At 45.0% G+C, this 15,745-nt stretch carries 14 protein-coding genes; 6 read left to right on the top strand and 8 right to left on the bottom strand.

Annotation, left to right across the window (positions count from 1 at the left end; all coding sequences use genetic code 11):
* The first annotated feature begins 11 nt into the window (after positions 1 to 11).
* Together DWB79_RS09795 and DWB79_RS09790 are read left to right on the top strand one after the other, a co-directional pair.
* Positions 12 to 2,501 carry an ATP-dependent Clp protease ATP-binding subunit gene (locus DWB79_RS09795; RefSeq protein ID WP_016523883.1) on the top strand — a complete coding sequence of 830 codons (2,490 nt, stop codon included), beginning with the start codon at positions 12 to 14 and terminating at the stop codon, positions 2,499 to 2,501.
* An 83-nt stretch (positions 2,502 to 2,584) separates the two neighbouring features.
* On the top strand, positions 2,585 to 3,034 hold the full coding sequence (locus DWB79_RS09790) for a 2-thiouracil desulfurase family protein (protein ID WP_016523882.1): 450 nt from the start codon (positions 2,585 to 2,587) through the stop codon (positions 3,032 to 3,034).
* A gap of 7 nt (positions 3,035 to 3,041) precedes the next feature.
* Here the strand turns inward: DWB79_RS09790 and DWB79_RS09785 are convergent, their stop codons facing one another.
* The 5 genes from DWB79_RS09785 to DWB79_RS09765 all read right to left on the bottom strand — a co-directional run bounded on the left by DWB79_RS09785 (position 3,042) and on the right by DWB79_RS09765 (position 8,044).
* Positions 3,042 to 3,905: a metal ABC transporter permease gene (locus tag DWB79_RS09785; RefSeq protein WP_016523881.1), complete on the bottom strand. Its 864-nt coding sequence runs from the start codon at positions 3,903 to 3,905 to the stop codon at positions 3,042 to 3,044.
* Between the two features lie 44 nt (positions 3,906 to 3,949).
* Positions 3,950 to 4,831: a metal ABC transporter permease gene (locus tag DWB79_RS09780; RefSeq protein ID WP_016523880.1), complete on the bottom strand. Its 882-nt coding sequence runs from the start codon at positions 4,829 to 4,831 to the stop codon at positions 3,950 to 3,952.
* A 382-nt stretch (positions 4,832 to 5,213) separates the two neighbouring features.
* Positions 5,214 to 6,092, bottom strand: coding sequence for a metal ABC transporter ATP-binding protein (locus DWB79_RS09775; RefSeq protein ID WP_016523878.1), 879 nt, complete (start codon positions 6,090 to 6,092; stop codon positions 5,214 to 5,216).
* Between the two features lie 217 nt (positions 6,093 to 6,309).
* Positions 6,310 to 7,263: a metal ABC transporter substrate-binding protein gene (locus DWB79_RS09770; RefSeq protein WP_016523877.1), complete on the bottom strand. Its 954-nt coding sequence runs from the start codon at positions 7,261 to 7,263 to the stop codon at positions 6,310 to 6,312.
* 364 nt (positions 7,264 to 7,627) lie between these two features.
* Positions 7,628 to 8,044: an iron dependent repressor, metal binding and dimerization domain protein gene (locus DWB79_RS09765; RefSeq protein WP_040859208.1), complete on the bottom strand. Its 417-nt coding sequence runs from the start codon at positions 8,042 to 8,044 to the stop codon at positions 7,628 to 7,630.
* Between the two features lie 214 nt (positions 8,045 to 8,258).
* Here DWB79_RS09765 and ltaE point away from each other — a divergent pair, with 214 nt between their 5' ends.
* The 4 genes from ltaE to DWB79_RS09745 are packed head-to-tail and all read left to right on the top strand — an operon-like array spanning position 8,259 to position 11,858.
* A complete protein-coding gene (ltaE, locus tag DWB79_RS09760) occupies positions 8,259 to 9,293 on the top strand; it encodes a low-specificity L-threonine aldolase (RefSeq protein WP_016523875.1) in 1,035 nt (344 codons plus the stop codon).
* Positions 9,294 to 10,262 (top strand): cation diffusion facilitator family transporter, encoded by a 969-nt coding sequence (locus DWB79_RS09755; protein WP_016523874.1) that lies wholly within the window; start codon positions 9,294 to 9,296, stop codon positions 10,260 to 10,262.
* Complete coding sequence (locus DWB79_RS09750) at positions 10,262 to 11,044, top strand: hypothetical protein (protein WP_016523873.1); 783 nt, start codon at positions 10,262 to 10,264, stop codon at positions 11,042 to 11,044. Before DWB79_RS09755 ends, DWB79_RS09750 begins: the two co-directional genes overlap by 1 nt.
* Complete coding sequence (locus DWB79_RS09745; protein ID WP_016523872.1) at positions 11,019 to 11,858, top strand: hypothetical protein; 840 nt, start codon at positions 11,019 to 11,021, stop codon at positions 11,856 to 11,858. The genes DWB79_RS09750 and DWB79_RS09745 overlap by 26 nt, the downstream gene beginning before the upstream one ends.
* A gap of 602 nt (positions 11,859 to 12,460) precedes the next feature.
* Here DWB79_RS09745 and DWB79_RS09740 read toward each other — a convergent pair.
* The 3 genes from DWB79_RS09740 to DWB79_RS09730 are packed head-to-tail and all read right to left on the bottom strand — an operon-like array spanning position 12,461 to position 15,030.
* Entirely contained in the window at positions 12,461 to 13,000 is a 540-nt protein-coding gene (locus DWB79_RS09740; RefSeq protein WP_016523870.1) for an ATP-binding protein, read from the bottom strand.
* A gap of 14 nt (positions 13,001 to 13,014) precedes the next feature.
* Positions 13,015 to 13,359 (bottom strand): anti-sigma factor antagonist, encoded by a 345-nt coding sequence (locus DWB79_RS09735; RefSeq protein ID WP_016523869.1) that lies wholly within the window; start codon positions 13,357 to 13,359, stop codon positions 13,015 to 13,017.
* A gap of 18 nt (positions 13,360 to 13,377) precedes the next feature.
* A complete protein-coding gene (locus tag DWB79_RS09730) occupies positions 13,378 to 15,030 on the bottom strand; it encodes a PP2C family protein-serine/threonine phosphatase (protein ID WP_016523868.1) in 1,653 nt (550 codons plus the stop codon).
* Positions 15,031 to 15,745 lie beyond the last annotated feature (715 nt).

The following is a 15,745-nucleotide window of genomic DNA, read 5'->3' as shown; positions in this document are numbered from 1 at the left end:
GGAGACATACTATGCATACTCTTTCACAGAATCTTTATGAATTGTTGACGGTTTTTAGCCAGCAAGAAGCTCGGCGAGTGAATGCCGACACGGTAGAACCTGAACATATACTGCTTGCGCTCATCACAAAAAAACTGGGGCGCGGATACCGCTTATTGGAGAATCTCCATGTCAATTTTTTGACACTGCAGCTGCGGCTGGAGCAAAGTACGCCGATACGGGAAGGCGAGCCGGTGAGGGGAGAAATTCCTTCATCAAATAGGGTCAAACAGCTTGTCGATACCGCTGCCGCTCAAGCCCGGATACTACAGCAGGAAGCCGCCGGAACGGAGCATCTTATTCTGGCCTTTGCTCAGATACAAGAGAGTATTCTTGCGCATTTCTTTTTACAGCAGGGGATTTTTCTCGATGATGTGCAGCAGACACTGAATCAACTGCGCGGTACGGATACTCGGCGTGATAAACAGCCGCAGGAAAAAAAGAAACACAGTATATTATCCGAATTCAGCAGAGACCTCACGCAGATAACCCGCGAAGGCCTCCTCGATCCCGTGATCGGTAGAGAACGGGAAATGCGCCGTGTGATGCAGATTTTATCCCGCCGCAGCAAGAATAATCCCGTCTTAATCGGAGAACCCGGCGTCGGAAAAACCTCGATCGTCGAAGGGCTCGCGGCGGCGATTGTGAATGAGCAGGTACCTCGCTCGCTGTTCGGGAAGCGGGTTATATCGCTCGATCTTGCCTCCGTCATTGCCGGCACCAAATACCGCGGACAGTTTGAGGAACGCATCAAGCGCATCATCAAAGAAGTCAGCGAGGCTAAAAATATCATTCTATTTATCGACGAGCTGCATACCCTCATCGGTACCGGCGGCTCTCAGGGTGCGCTCGATGCGGCTAATATCCTGAAGCCGGCGCTTGCCCGCGGAGAAATACAGTGTATCGGTGCAACAACGCTTGACGAATACCGCAAGTATTTTGAAAAAGATTCCGCCCTTGAGCGGCGCTTTCAGTCCGTGCTGATTAAAGAGCCGACAAAGGAAGAAACCTGTGCGATTCTCGGAGGGCTTAAAGCAAAGTATGAGCAGCATCACCATGTTCATTATTCCGACGAAACCATTAAAAAGATTGTAGAGCTTTCGTCCCGCTATATCCCCGACCGTTTCTTCCCCGATAAGGCAATCGACGTGATGGACGAGGCGGGCGCTTTGAAGAAAATGGATACTACCGAGCTGCCTCAAAATATCACGACCATCGAACAGCGGATTGCGGAGCTTGCCGGCGAAAAGAAGGACTTGGTTGCAGTACAGGATTATGAACGGGCAGCTGTCGTGCGCGACGAAGTAAAACTCTTAAAAGTTCAGCTGGAAAAAATCAAAATGCGCTGGTTGAACCAAGAAAACGAAACAATGCTTGAAGTAGACCCTGCCGACATTGCCGAAACCGTCTCTTTAATGACGGATATTCCGCTCAAGAGTGTCGGCTCCGACGAAGCAAAGCGTCTTGCCGAAACCGAAAAAGAGCTGCACAAAACTATTATCGGACAGGATGAGGCAATCGGTATTATCGCAAATGCGCTGCGCCGTTCCCGCGCAGGAATTGCATCGGCTGACCGGCCTATCGGCTCGTTCCTCTTTTTAGGACCGACAGGGGTAGGGAAGACGCTGCTCGCAAAGGCGCTTGCCGAATTCCTCTTCGGCTCTGCGGAATCCCTTATCAGGGTCGATATGAGCGATTACATGGAAAAGCATGCCGTTGCACGGTTGGTCGGAGCGCCTCCGGGGTACATCGGTTTTGAAAACGGCGGAATGCTGACGGAAAAAATCAGACGGAATCCGTATTCGGTTATCCTGTTTGATGAAATCGAAAAAGCACACCCCGATGTCTTTAACCTGTTATTACAGGTGCTGGAGGAGGGGGAACTGCGGGACAGCCTCGGCCATACAGTGAGCTTTCGGAATACGGTGATCATTCTTACCGGCAATGTCGGCACGCGAAATTTGATGGACGAACCGCTCGGCTTTGCACGGGAAGAAAACCGCACCATCGACTATCAGAGCATGAAGAAGTCTGCAGAACTGGAAGCAAAAAAAATCTTTAGTCCGGAGTTTTTAAACCGACTCGATTCGCTGATTGTCTTTACTCCGCTTTCAGAAAAAGAGATAGAGGCTATTTTCGAGTTGGAGCTTTCCAAATTGACAGGCCGCCTCGCTGCAAAACAGTTACAGCTTAGAATCACTGATAATGCCCGCGCCTATTGTATAAAGCACGGCTATGATCCATTGCTCGGCGCCCGTCCGATGCGCAGGCTGTTGCAAACCGAAATAGAAGATGTCCTCGCCGTCAAAATCATTGCGGGGGAGTTTACGCCGGATACAACCGCTGTCATCGGCACGGACGGAAATACACTTACGATAAGCATTCAAAACGACAGAGCGGCGATTCCGGCAACAACCATCACCTTACTTCCCGCCGTGTCTACGGAACCGCAGGAAGGGTAGTTAAAACAGCGCTACCTGCATTATCGGAAGCGCCGAAAATGCAGGAATTATGATATATACCTGTGAAGAGGAGCGTTTCGCTTATGCTCATTGTAAGCGCCTGCCTTGCAGGATTCCCCTGTAGGTATGACGGAAAGAAAGCAATAAATCCTGTCGTGCAGCAGCTTGTAAAAGAAGGAAAAGCAATACCTGTCTGTCCGGAGCAGCTTGGAGGCTTACCGACACCGCGTTCGGCAGCAGAAATAAAAGCAGGAAAAGTCATCAACAGTGACGGCGATGACGTAACCGAAGCATTTGAAAAAGGTGCTGCTGTAGTTTTAGAAATAGCACAGCAGTATGGTTGTACAGATGCCCTGCTAAAAGCTCGTTCCCCTTCATGCGGAAAAGGTTTGGTTTATGACGGGACTTTTTCCGGAATACTCACTGCAGGAAACGGGAAAACGGCAGGTTTACTTATGAAAAATGGGATAACCGTAATGACTGAAGAAGAATGGAGCGATATCGATCTCCCTTTGCGCTTTTTGAAGCACTAAGCGAGTCCTAAGCGAGCGCTAAACGTGCTTTCCGCGCTGCCCGGCGGTGTGCCAACATACCGTATTTAGGAGCAAACACCATCGCGCAGGCAAAAAAGAACGACTCCGTTAAAATGATACAGGCGCCGGTTGCTCCGTTCAGGTAATAACTCACGTAAGTACCAATCAAAGAACTCATCACAGCGGAGCAAGCGGAAATAAGGAGCATCCGGTTCAGCCTGTCCGTCAAAAGATATGCAATACAGCCGGGGATAATCAGCATCGCAACTGTCAGCAAAATCCCCGCCGCCTGCAGCGATGCAACAATGGTCAGCGCCGTCAGCGAAAGGAACAGGTAATGAATAGCCTGCACATTCAAGCCCACCGCCTGCGCATGGTTTTTATCAAACAAGTACAGCAGAATATCCTTCCGTTTCATAAGCACCACAACCAGCGTCACCACCGAACACACAATCGCCTGTATCATATCGCCTCGTTCGATTCCCAAAAGGCTCCCGAACAAAATATGCATAAAGTGAATGTTCGAACTCACCTTCGTCACCAAAATCAGCCCGATCGCCATCAGCCCCGTAAACACCACCCCCATCACCGAATCTTCATGGATACGGCTCCGGTCTTTTATCCACCCCGTCGCAGCCGCATTCAATAGCCCCGCCGTAAACGCCCCAACCCCAAGCGGAATATGCAAAAGATACGCCCCTACAATTCCCGGCAGCACCGCATGAGAAATCGCATCCCCCATCAGCGACCAGCCCTTTAAGATCAGATAACACGAAATAAGGGCGCAAACACCCCCAACCAACGCCGCTATTACGAGCGCCTTTATCATAAATCCATACGTAAACGGCTCTAAAACCGACATTAACCACATAGACCTCTCCTCAGTTTTGCGTCCGTTGTGCCTCTGCGGTGCTATTACACAGAGGCACAAACCTCATTCTTTTGCCCAAAAAATGCTTTTATCGAACGTGCTGCCGTCCGCCGCGCGGAGATGATGCCGTGATGCGGCGCAAAGAACAAAATGGCCAAAAATAAAAAGAATTGCAGCGCAACAATACACCCGCCTGCCGAGCCGTTCAGATAATAGCTGATATAGGCTCCTGCTGAAGCAGTGAGTGTCCCGATGACCGCCGCAAGCCCCATCATTATCGGAAATCTGTCTGTGAGCAGATATGCGGCAGCACCCGGCGTTACCAGCATTGCCACAACCAGCACACTGCCTACCGTTTGCAGCGCCGCAATCGCCGTAACCGCAAGAAGAGTGAGCAGCAACAGGTAGAGCGCATTGGTGTTCAGTCCTATCGAGCGGGCGTGCGACGGATCAAAAGAGAAAAGCCGCAAATCTTTCCATTTCAGCAAAATGATGATAAGACTTCCGCCTGCAATAATCAGCGTTTGCACAATATCTCTGTCGGCAATACCGAGAATATTTCCCATAATGATTGTCGTAAGGCTGATGTTACTTGGGTACAGTGAGATCAGCAGCACACCGAGCGCAAAAAACGTGGTATAGACAATACCGATAACTGCATCTTCGCGAATCCGGGTCTTGTTTTTAACAAAGCCCATAACCAATGCCGCAAGCATTCCGCTGATAAACGCGCCGACTGAAAACGGAATACCGATAATGTAAGCAACTGCGACTCCCGGCACCACCGCATGGGACAGCGCATCTCCCAAAAGCGACCAGCCTTTCAGCACAACAAAGCATGACAGCAGGGCGCACACCCCGCCGACACCTCCGCTCACCAAAATCGCTTTCACCATGTACTCATACTGAAAAGGAATCAATAACATATCACTCCATCAAGGCAAACGCATCAGACTATTTTTTTAACACCCCGCAGAATAATGGGGCTGTTCGACCAGAGTTGGGGATTTCCCAAAAGTTGGTTACTTTCGGGAAATCCCCGTCGAGTTTAAAATTAAGTCTTTATACAGCAATGACTTAATTTTAAACGTCGCATCTAAATCTAAGGAAGCTGTCCAAAAGCTGAAGTTTTTGGACAGCCTCAAATGGTCTCACAACCTCCATTATTCTGCGATTTTTATATATTTGTCTAATGTGTTTGCCTTTCTCTTCAAAATAAACTGTGGAAAATTTTTAATAAAATTTTCCACAGAAAGGAACGCAACCGCTTTAAATATATCGGGCGCGGTTGCTTTTTCAAAACCGCCACTACTCAACAACATTTCTTATGCCCTTGAGGTACGGTTTGCCCTCCTGCTTGGTAATTAACGCGCCTTCATCGTCGGTGAATACCCTTATTTCGTGCGAGCTTTCGTCCGGGTTGTCGGTATGATCAATCTTAATACTTCGCAGCGCTCCTCCGAATGCTTTGATCAGGTTTTCAGCGGTAAAGGTTGTTTCCGTCGCACCGGAAGCAATCACCGTCCGATTGATGATTACAACATGGTCGCAAAACTCAGGGATGGAACCTAAATCGTGTGTAGAAACAAAGATCAGATGCCCTTCGTTTTTGAGCTCACGCAGCAGCTCGATAATCGCTGTTTCCGTTTTAACATCAACTCCGGTAAACGGCTCATCGAGCAATATGATTTTTCCCTGCTGCGCAAGCGCCCGTGCCAGAAATACCCGCTTTTTTTGCCCGCCTGAAAGTTCGCCGATCTGACGGTCTTTAAAATCGACCATCTGTACCCGCTCTAAGCTGCGCTCGGCCATTTCTTTATCCTTTTTGCTCGGAATACGGAGAAAATTCATATAGCCGTACCGCCCCATCATCACCACATCCCACACACTAACCGGAAACGACCAGTCCACATCTTCAGACTGCGGCACGTATGCAAGTAAGTGCTGTTTTTGTGCCATACCAATCGGTTTTCCGCAGATGGTTACATATCCGCTCATCGGTTTAATAAAGCCCATGATTGTCTTAAAAAGCGTGGACTTTCCGCTGCCGTTTACCCCGACCAATGCGGTAATCGTCCCCCTTTGCAGGGAAAAGGAAGCATTGTGCAAGGCTACATGTCCATTATTGTACGCAACACTGACATCCTTTACTGTAAGTTCAACGGGATATTCCTGCTTACCGTCCATAATTCTTTCCTTATTATTCGTGCGGAGGGTTTAATACCCCGACGCTTGCGTCGTAACAAAGGGTATTAAAGCCGACTGCAACCACCTTATAGAACATACAGTGCGAAACATTGAGCACTGTACCCCGACGCTTGCGTCGGGGTTGTTGATTAGCCCGATATTGCAGCGGGCATATTTCCGTACATCCGCCATCACCGTTTATCTAAATCTCTGCGGATTACCGTGCAAGACTATCCTGAAATCCCTTCACTATTGCTTCCGCATTGTATTCCAGCATCTTGAGATACGTCGGGGCATCTCCGTCTTCGTAGGTTAACGAATCGACATATAACACACCGCCGTAATAGGCTCCGGTTTCCTTACAAACTTGCAGCTGCGGCTTATTGCTGATGGTGCTTTCGGAAAAGGCAACGGGAATATGATGCAGCCGAATGGTATCGACAACCTTTTGAATTTGCTGTGGGCTGCCTTCTTCATCGGCGTTGACCGGCCACAGGTACAGTTCTTTCATATTACAGTCGCGGATAAGATACGAAAAAGCTCCTTCGCAAGTGACCAGCCAGCGTTGCGATTCGGGAATTTCGGAAAGCTTTTCAGTCAAGAACGTATCGATCTTTTTGATGCTTTCGCTGTACGCAGCTGCATTGGCATTATAGGTCTCCGCATTTGCAGGGTCTAAACTCACAAAGGCTTTCCGGATATTTTCCACATAGATGAGTGCATTTTTCGGCGACATCCACGAATGCGGGTTCGGCATCCCGTTGTACGGTCCTTCCCCAATACCCATCGGTTCAATCCCGTCACTGAGCGTAACGCTCGGTACATCTTTTACATTGCCCATAAATTTTTCAAACCAGCGTTCAAGCCCCAAACCATTGCGCAGAACCAAATCAGCAGATTGAGCCTTCACAATATCAAGCGGAGTCGGCTCATATTCGTGAATTTCCGCCCCCGGCTTGGTAATTGATTCTACCAAAAGCTTATCGCCTGCAATATTCTGCGCCATATCCTGCAAAATAGTGAAGGTCGTTACCACCCGTTTGGGGCGTTCTGTATTCGCTTTATCTGCAACCGCACTATTCTTTTTTGAACACCCCATCATACCGGCTGCACCGATAATAAACGTTAGCGCTATGAATATAATTGTTGCCCATTGTGTATGATTTTTCATACAAGCTCCCTTTGGAAAAATTATTCCAGAATAAAATTTCTATTTTTAGTAGTATATACTACATAAAACGCTTAAAAATATGTAGTAAATCCTACATATTTTCTGCTATAAATGTAGTGCAGGCTACGGTTGTTTGTCAAGACTGTCACTGGGCATCTCTAAAAACTCGGTTAGCTTTTTAGAAGATGCCTCATCAACAAAGCTGATAACGAGTATTTTTTATAAATTGTTATATTATAATAATTTATAAAAAATACATCGCAAATAAATCTAAGGAAAACCGGTGAGCAAAGCTCACCTCTAAAAACTTCTGTTTTTAGAGGTTCCCACTATGATTTGAATGCTACCGATAGCATCTCGATTTTTAGAGGTTTTCTATAAACTTCTTCATACATTCCAATGTTTCGGAACTGATATGATGTTCCAATCCTTCGGAATCGAGTAGGGCAGTTTTTTCGCTTACGCCGAGTTTCAGTAAAAATTGAAGTACGATTCCATGCCGGATAGCACATTCGCGTGCTAATGCACAGCCTTCTTCGGTAAGATATATCGGTTTATGAGTACCGCTTTCAATCAAATAATTGGCTTTTAACCGTTGCAGCACCTGAATAACAGACACATGGCTTACGCCGAAATATCGTGCAAGATCCATAACGCGGCATTTTCCGTTTTCGTTACTGATTTTGGCGATAGCTTCCGTATAATCTTCCAGTATTTCTATTGCGTGATCCGCTCGCGTCCGCGAAAACGCCGCCGATGCTTCCGTTTTTTCTTCCATCATTATTCAATCCGATTTTTTACAAGATACCCCATTTAGAGGTACCTATAGTATATGCTTCGGCGGCTATCTTTCAAGTGGGTATAGGGTATCTCTAACAACCAGCCGAATTTTTAGAGATTTCTATTAATGCTTTTATAATGCTTTTAACAAAATATCGTGAATATTGAAAATGTCTGTATTGCATCTGAAGGGGTTATGAGATACACTTGAATATATGAATTACATTGATTTACGCAGTGATACCGTTACGTGGCCAACCGAGGCAATGCGGGAAGCTATGGCGAAAGCTCCGGTCGGCGATGATGTGTATGAAGATGATCCTACCGTTAAGGAACTGGAACAATATGCCGCAAGTATTACGGCAAAAGAAGCAGCGCTCTTTGTGCCTTCCGGCGTATTCGGAAATCAGTTGGCGCTTTTCACGCATTGTCCCCGCGGTAGTGAGGTCATTTTAGATGATCAATGTCATATCGTACAGCACGAAAGCGGAGCCGCGAGTATTATTGCAGGTGTACAACTGCGAACGATCGATGCGTACGGTTCTATTCTTTTGCCGGAATCAATCGAACCGCGAGTTCGCATTGGGGATGATATTCATGAACCTAAAACAAGCCTTATCTGTTTGGAAAATGCGCACTCAAACGGAAAAGTATTTTCGGTAGAGCAGATGGAACAGGTGAGGAGATGCGCAAACCGCTATCATATTCCCGTTCACCTTGACGGCGCGCGTCTGTTCAATGCAGCCGTTTCTTTAGGTGTTGAAGCGAAGGAATTGACACAGCATGTCGATTCTGTTATGTTCTGCCTTTCCAAAGGATTATGCGCACCGATCGGCTCTATTTTAGCGGGAAGCCGCAAATTTATCGACCAAGCGCGCCGGAACCGCAAGATTATGGGCGGCGGTTTGCGACAGGCAGGTATTCTTGCTGCTGCAGGCTTAATCGCTTTAAAAGAGATGCGATACCGCCTCGATACCGACCATCAGAATGCGGGAATGTTGGAAAAACTCTTAAGCGATGTTGATAAAATAGATATTGCGCATGATCGCAGGGACATTAACTTTGTGTTTTTCAAAAATAGCACAGATGCACAATTGGATACCGAAGCCTTTGTCGAATATATGCACGGAAAAAATATTTTGATCAATCCGTGCGACCGCGACGGATATTTCCGATTGGCAACGCACTATTGGATCACAAAAGAACATATTCAATATATTGCTGACACAATTAAAGAGTTTTACGCCTAAATGCAACCGACCGATCAAAATACGCTTATACAGGATACACGCACCAAGATTGTACGTACCGCCTCTTTTGTCGCGCTCGGCGGTAATTTACTGCTTTGCGTACTAAAGCTCACCGTTGGTCTTATAACCGGTAGTCTTGCGGTGCTGGGAGACGGTATCGATACTGCAACCGATGTCGGTATCGCCGTGATGGCAGTCCTTGTCAGCTTTATCATCAATAAGCCGTCTGACTCCCGCTATCCATGGGGGCGTCAGCGTGCCGAAACTATTGCTTCTATGGTGTTGGCATTTATCATTATGTTTGCCGGCATTCAACTCTTTATCGCCTCAATCAATAAACTGATACAGGTTCATAAGGGAGCATTGCTTCCGATGCCGCAGTGTATTGCGATAATCGTAACGGCGGTATCTATTGCCGGTAAGCTCCTCCTCGCGCTTAATCAATATCTCCTTGGTAAAAAAGCCCAGAGTTTGATGATACTCGCTAATGCACGCAATATGGTAAACGACATCGTCATTTCGTCATCGGTACTTGTCGGATTTATCATTTCTTTATTATTCCACGCGCCGTATTTTGACCCACTTGTTGCATTGCTGGTTTCCTGTTGGATTATCAAATCGGCTATTACACTCTTTATTGAACTCAATGTTGAATTGATGGACGGCAATACCAATAAGCAGCTTTATGAGCAGCTTTTTAGCGCCGTAGCCACCATCCCTGAAGTTAAAAACCCTCATCGGGCGCGGATACGCAAGATGGCGAATTTGTGGGATATCGATTTGGATATCGAGGTGGACGGTTCCATGCCGGTAAGTGAAGCGCATGTTATTGCAGAAAAGACTTCATTTGTTATTCGCAATGCTCTCGGAAATGTCTATGATATTGTGATCCACATTGAACCGTATAATTCCGATAGGGACGGAGAGTGCTATGGGTTATCGGTAGAAGATGTAGGGGGCATAGAATAGTGCGGAAAAAATGGTGCGGAGCATTTTTTTTATTGATACTGCTGCCGCTTTGCTCGGAATCTCTACGGGATCAAAATAAGGCGTATTTTGACTCCATTCAATGGGAAGCATTGGGTGATGATTTGACCATTCCGCCCATTTCCGAACCGTATACTATTGAAGGCGGTCGGCCTATTCCGTATGCAGATACTATCGATGACGGAGATATTTTGCCCTCATTACCGCAGCTTGGTATATTGGACTATCAGAATATTCCGGAAGATTTATTAAGCTTTTGCGATACCATTACGGCAGCGATTGTGGCAAAATCACTTGACCCCGCTGTATTCACTGTACAAAAAGCCTTTTTACCGCATCTCGGGCGTTTTATGATAGAACATTTTCCGGATTTTTCCTATGCTTTTTATGGGCGCCCATCATTTAAGCAGGACGGTAGCGCAATAATACTGATGCGGCTTGCTGTAAAACAGGTTGCTGTAGAAGTGCCCAATGAAAATCAAGATGCAGTGATACCACAAGATGCGACTGCACAGATTGGAGAGCCGGAGCAAACGCCCCTTCCTATGGAAACTACTGAAAGTACCAACGATACCGAAGATGTCAAAGAAGGTATCGAAGAAATGCCGGAGAATATAGCTGATGTTCCAAACCTGTTTTCCGATAACGAACAGCCCTTGTTTATTATGATGGAATTCGGCGCAGTAAAAGAAGATACTGTATGGAAAATTTCTTATATTGATTTTAAGGGGGCAGAATATGCAGATTCCGCTCTCACGGATTGAATATGACTATATCATTGAAGCATTCTTACAGGAGTTACCTCCGCTCCTTCTGCAATCAGGGGTGCTTTTTTATATGGTACCGTCCGGATCCTATACGATAAAAAACAGCAAGCTCTATTTTCAAGTACTTCCCGAATTTATCGGAAAAAAAACTTCTGTTTTTTTTGATCATAAAAAACGAAGCATTGTCTTTCATACGGCTGTGTATGCAGATGTCGGTAGCTGCTATGTAACGCTTCCCGATATTGCATATAGATACGACCCTGAAAAACAGCCCCAAAATAATGTTTTTGCAGAAATTCATATACCGGATAATCCTCCGATTACCGCACAGGAACACGAACATTTTCCCCTCGATTCGATTATCCACACAGATCTGCATCTGCCTCCCTTTACCGACTTTTTGCCCTCAGCGTATCAAACTGCCGCGCAATTTACGGCGGAAAAAACAGTAACACAGAATATTTTTCCGCTTTTCCTATACCGGTTGCATGAATTTGAGCAGCAAACGTTTATGATGTTTAACCCATACACATCAAGCGGGCTGTATATGTTGTTTGTAGACAGTAAAATACTCATCTGCGGATGCAGAGACCGTTATGCCGTTTCAATCGGAAAACGGCAATCGCTCAGATTTGTTCTGCATTTTCCTCACCGTACCATTCATAGCAAAGGACACAGCTTATTTTCCCATTTTCTCCCCAAAAGCAACTGTGCTGTTCTCGGCTTTGTGTTTGAAGATCTTTTCGAAGAGGATAAACGTTTTTTATATGAGAGGGTGTATCATGAGAAATACAACCCCTTGTCCTTTTGAAATATACGGTGCATCTGCGTTGCTCGTTCAGCGAAGTACATCCGTGTACTTCGCTGAACACAAGTTTGACCGGTGTCAAACTTGTTTCTGCTTAATACGCGCGGCATCCGTGCCGCTTTTGAAAGTGCTCAACGTAGCAGAACCGCCATGGACGGCGGTGGTTCTACGCAGCAGCGTGTTTGCGCAGCAAACACGTAGGTAAAAAATGTACAGGACGTACATTTTTTACCGTGCCTGCGGTTAATTTGTGCTTGCGCCTTGTATCTGCAGAACGGACAAGGATGTCCGTGGATCCCGCAGCAGCGATGTTTTTGCAACGCAAAAACTCGCGTCCAGAAGTGTACACGGATGTACACTTCTGGACAGGCTATTTTTAAAAGGCTGACGGAAAAGGACAGTTCAGAACGCCCACGGATGATGGGCGGGGTGTTAATCAGAAGCGAGTTTTGTGTACAAAACTCGTCTTTTTCCGACATACACGGATATATGTCGGAAAAAAGTGTACACGGATGTACACTTCTGGACAGGCTATTTTTAAAAGGCTTACGGAAGGAAAGGTGGCAACACACCCCCGATGCTCGCGTCGGGGATGTGTGATTATTTTATTCTATTGCAATACCGTGGCGTTTTTTAGGGTATTGTTTCAGCATCGCAATCGAGTTACGCTTATCACCGAATACGAAACCGCCGTTCCAGTACTCAAGGGCAGCAAATAATGCATTTCCACCGTCATTATCATCGCTCTGAGCCGTTCTAAAGGAAACATAATCGCCTAGATTGGTAAAATCCTGTTTATACAAACATTCAAGCCGTTTTCGGTTAAATTCATTCCATTTTTCTATATCTTTGAAGCCGGAACCTTCATCTTCTACGATGAGGTGTGCATGTTCGGGACTAAATTCGTACCACACCTTCACTTTCTTTTTAGGGTCGCATTTATTTCCATGCTTTACGGCATTTTTGATAATCTCGCTGATTTGCTGTTCAAGCAGGTTAATTCCTTTAATCTCTAACGGAGCTGACTGTACAATCAACAGAGTAAAATAGCGAATTTGCCGAAAATCTGACGGGAATTCCTTATATAGCATACCGGTCTTATCAAACAATGGATCATTTCCATCAACACGTAATTCTTTGATCATATTATAACATTCTCCTATTGGCTATCGGCTAATTTTTGCAGTGCTTCTTCCAAACTATTGGTAATTGGAAAGAAGCCCATCAACTTTGTTAATTCGATAACTTTTTTTACCGAACCATGAATATTGGTAATATATAATTTTAAGTTTTTCTTTTTTAAGGTTGAACATATATAAATCAATGCGCCGATACCGGAAGAGTCGATATATTCAACTTCTTCAAGATTGAGTACAATACATTGAATCTGACGTTCAAGCATCTTTGTAATCAACTCCTTTAGTTTATACGAATTGTATAAATCCATTTCTCCGCTTACATCGACAATGTATATATTCTTGTTTTTTCGGATTTTCAGTTCCATATTCTGTTCTCCTTACCTCTATTTCACTTTAATAATCATCACCGTCTGATCATCGTGAGGTGATGTTTTCCCGATAAATGTTTTTATTTGCTTATTAATTTTCTCAGTAATTGCTTTTGCAGGCAATGCAGCGTTTGCAGCCAAAAGCTCCGCAAGAGCTTTTAATCCAAACGGCTCTCCCCGTTCATTGAGTGTTTCAATAACACCGTCGGTAAACAAAACGGCTATATCTCCTTTTTCAACAGGAATCTTTTTACAGGTATAAACCGATTTACTATCCACACCGATAGGATCCGATTTTTGTTCAAGCCGGACTAATTTCTTTGTCGAATCTTTCCACAAGAGGAGAGACTGCGTTCCGGCGTTTACATATTCAATACTTTTCTCTACAGGAATATACGCCAATAACGATATACTTGCATAGTGGTCAATCGATATTTTTCCGGTAATACCCTTATTTAAAATATCGAGGATACTCTGAGTATTCTGTGCCGTATTGGTGATAAGATAAAGCAGTGAGCGAAGCATTACCATAACGATACAGGCGTGAATACTTTTTCCGGCAACATCTGCGATAATACAGAAAAGCCTATCTTTCTGATTCTGAATAATATCATAGTAATCACTACAAACGCCTCGCGCCTGATTAAAAAGCACTGAAAAATTCAAGTCCGCCGTGTCAACAAGCTTCTTAGGAAGCAAGATTCTTTGAATGCGGCTCGCAATATCAGTTTCGTTTTCGATAGTGTTTAATTCCGTTTCATCCTGCAAATCATATATCAGTCTAAGCGCCGCCGTTGCATAGCTGGCCAATATTTCGCCAATCTGTACGTCGGATTCTGTAAACGGTGCATGCTCGGTACTTCGTGATAAAGAAATCAACCCCGCTACCGTATCTCGATATACCATCGGAAGGGTTAGTAATGATCCCGGCATAAGAAACGGTTCTTCTCCGTTGATAACAATTCTACTATCTTCCTGTGCATGCGGAATTAAAATCGATTGTGCCGAACGTGCCGCCTCGCCGAAAAATGAATTATTGAGTGGAAATTCCGCATATCTAAAATTAGTGGCAACTTGTTCTTGCTGGTGCGGCACATCATTGGGTAATTTATACGGCGGCGGATAATTTCCACTATACGCTTTAACGCTGAGTACGTCTTCAAATTCACCGATGGTAAGAATGACACCTCCATCCGCAAAAAGTTGTTCGATCATTATTTTATTGATAAAACCGAGAATACCGGACGTATCAGTTTGCTGTCGTATCGCTTCGGCAGCTTTTATCAGGAATGTGTTACCAACCGGTAATAATTCTTTTGCCCTCATTGCGGTTTCATCAGGACGTTGTGCCTTAACCAGTTCTTCTTGTATCAACTCCATCTGCGTTTTGAGTGCTGTATATTCCCGCCGGTAAACCGCATCGTTTGACGCAATAACCACTAATAGTATAAAACAAAGAGCGCTGAGTGCCGTTGGCACAAGGGGAAGAGACGTATATCTAAATAACAAAGCGGCTGATATAGAAAAGAGCATAATAACAATCAGCGCAATATTATATAACCGTGCCGATTGCATTCGTTTTTTATTCTTTACTGCCCGTATTCCGAAAAACAAACAGCATATTATACTTACCACAAGAAACACCGTTGCGGCGGAAACCATTTTCATAAACGTAATTCTATCATCTATTGCCGGTATCGTCAATTATAAAACTTGGTCAACTTAGGGTAAACACATCAGTTCGTTTTTTAGCGACCCCGCGGAAAATTTGATACTATTCGACCAGAGTTGAACCTCTTCGCGGTTCAAATGGTCTCACAGTCTCAATTTTTCCACGGTTTTTATCTACTCTACCTGATGTGTTTACCCGCTTGCCGGAAAAATGTGCGAAATTTTATTCGTGCGGAGGCTTTAATACCCCGATGCTTGCGTCGTAACAAAGGGTATTAAAGCCGACTGCAACCACCTTATGAGAACAACAACCCCGACGCTTGCGTCGGGGTTGTTGATTTCCTTAAAATGCAACAGTTGAACAAAATATGAATTTTTGAAACTGTTGCATTGGTGCGCGTCAACACGCATCAATATGCAAGTTTTCGAAAGAAAACTTGACGGTTAAGGTGAGCATCTACAATGACTCCGCTCACCTTATACCTATGAAATTTCGCACAGAAGGAAGGCAACCGCTAAAAATATTTTTAATGCGGTTGCCCTGTTTCGCAACTTTTCACTCCGGAGCGACTTGTCTATATTGTTTTTTTTGAGTATGTTATGCCGTAGGGCATCTCTAAAAACTCGGTTAGATTTTTAGAGATGCCCGGCGAGTTTTAATTTAAGTCTTTATATCATAACGGCTTAAATTAAAACATCGCAAATTACATCT

The organism is Treponema medium (assembly GCF_017161265.1).
GTDB classification, from domain to species: domain Bacteria; phylum Spirochaetota; class Spirochaetia; order Treponematales; family Treponemataceae; genus Treponema; species Treponema medium.
The sequence above is the reverse complement of the archived record's forward strand: the minus strand, read 5'-3'. Positions and strand labels throughout refer to the sequence as shown.

Excerpts from the sequence above, each read along its gene's own strand:
- DWB79_RS09795 (WP_016523883.1), top strand. The coding sequence starts at position 12 with ATGCATACTCTTTCACAGAATCTTTATGAATTGTTGACGGTTTTTAGC.
- DWB79_RS09790 (WP_016523882.1), top strand. The coding sequence starts at position 2,585 with ATGCTCATTGTAAGCGCCTGCCTTGCAGGATTCCCCTGTAGGTATGAC.
- DWB79_RS09785 (WP_016523881.1), bottom strand. The coding sequence starts at position 3,905 with ATGTGGTTAATGTCGGTTTTAGAGCCGTTTACGTATGGATTTATGATA.
- DWB79_RS09780 (WP_016523880.1), bottom strand. The coding sequence starts at position 4,831 with ATGTTATTGATTCCTTTTCAGTATGAGTACATGGTGAAAGCGATTTTG.
- DWB79_RS09775 (WP_016523878.1), bottom strand. The coding sequence starts at position 6,092 with ATGGACGGTAAGCAGGAATATCCCGTTGAACTTACAGTAAAGGATGTC.
- DWB79_RS09770 (WP_016523877.1), bottom strand. The coding sequence starts at position 7,263 with ATGAAAAATCATACACAATGGGCAACAATTATATTCATAGCGCTAACG.
- DWB79_RS09765 (WP_040859208.1), bottom strand. The coding sequence starts at position 8,044 with ATGATGGAAGAAAAAACGGAAGCATCGGCGGCGTTTTCGCGGACGCGA.
- ltaE (WP_016523875.1), top strand. The coding sequence starts at position 8,259 with ATGAATTACATTGATTTACGCAGTGATACCGTTACGTGGCCAACCGAG.
- DWB79_RS09755 (WP_016523874.1), top strand. The coding sequence starts at position 9,294 with ATGCAACCGACCGATCAAAATACGCTTATACAGGATACACGCACCAAG.
- DWB79_RS09745 (WP_016523872.1), top strand. The coding sequence starts at position 11,019 with ATGCAGATTCCGCTCTCACGGATTGAATATGACTATATCATTGAAGCA.
- DWB79_RS09740 (WP_016523870.1), bottom strand. The coding sequence starts at position 13,000 with ATGATCAAAGAATTACGTGTTGATGGAAATGATCCATTGTTTGATAAG.
- DWB79_RS09735 (WP_016523869.1), bottom strand. The coding sequence starts at position 13,359 with ATGGAACTGAAAATCCGAAAAAACAAGAATATATACATTGTCGATGTA.
- DWB79_RS09730 (WP_016523868.1), bottom strand. The coding sequence starts at position 15,030 with ATGAAAATGGTTTCCGCCGCAACGGTGTTTCTTGTGGTAAGTATAATA.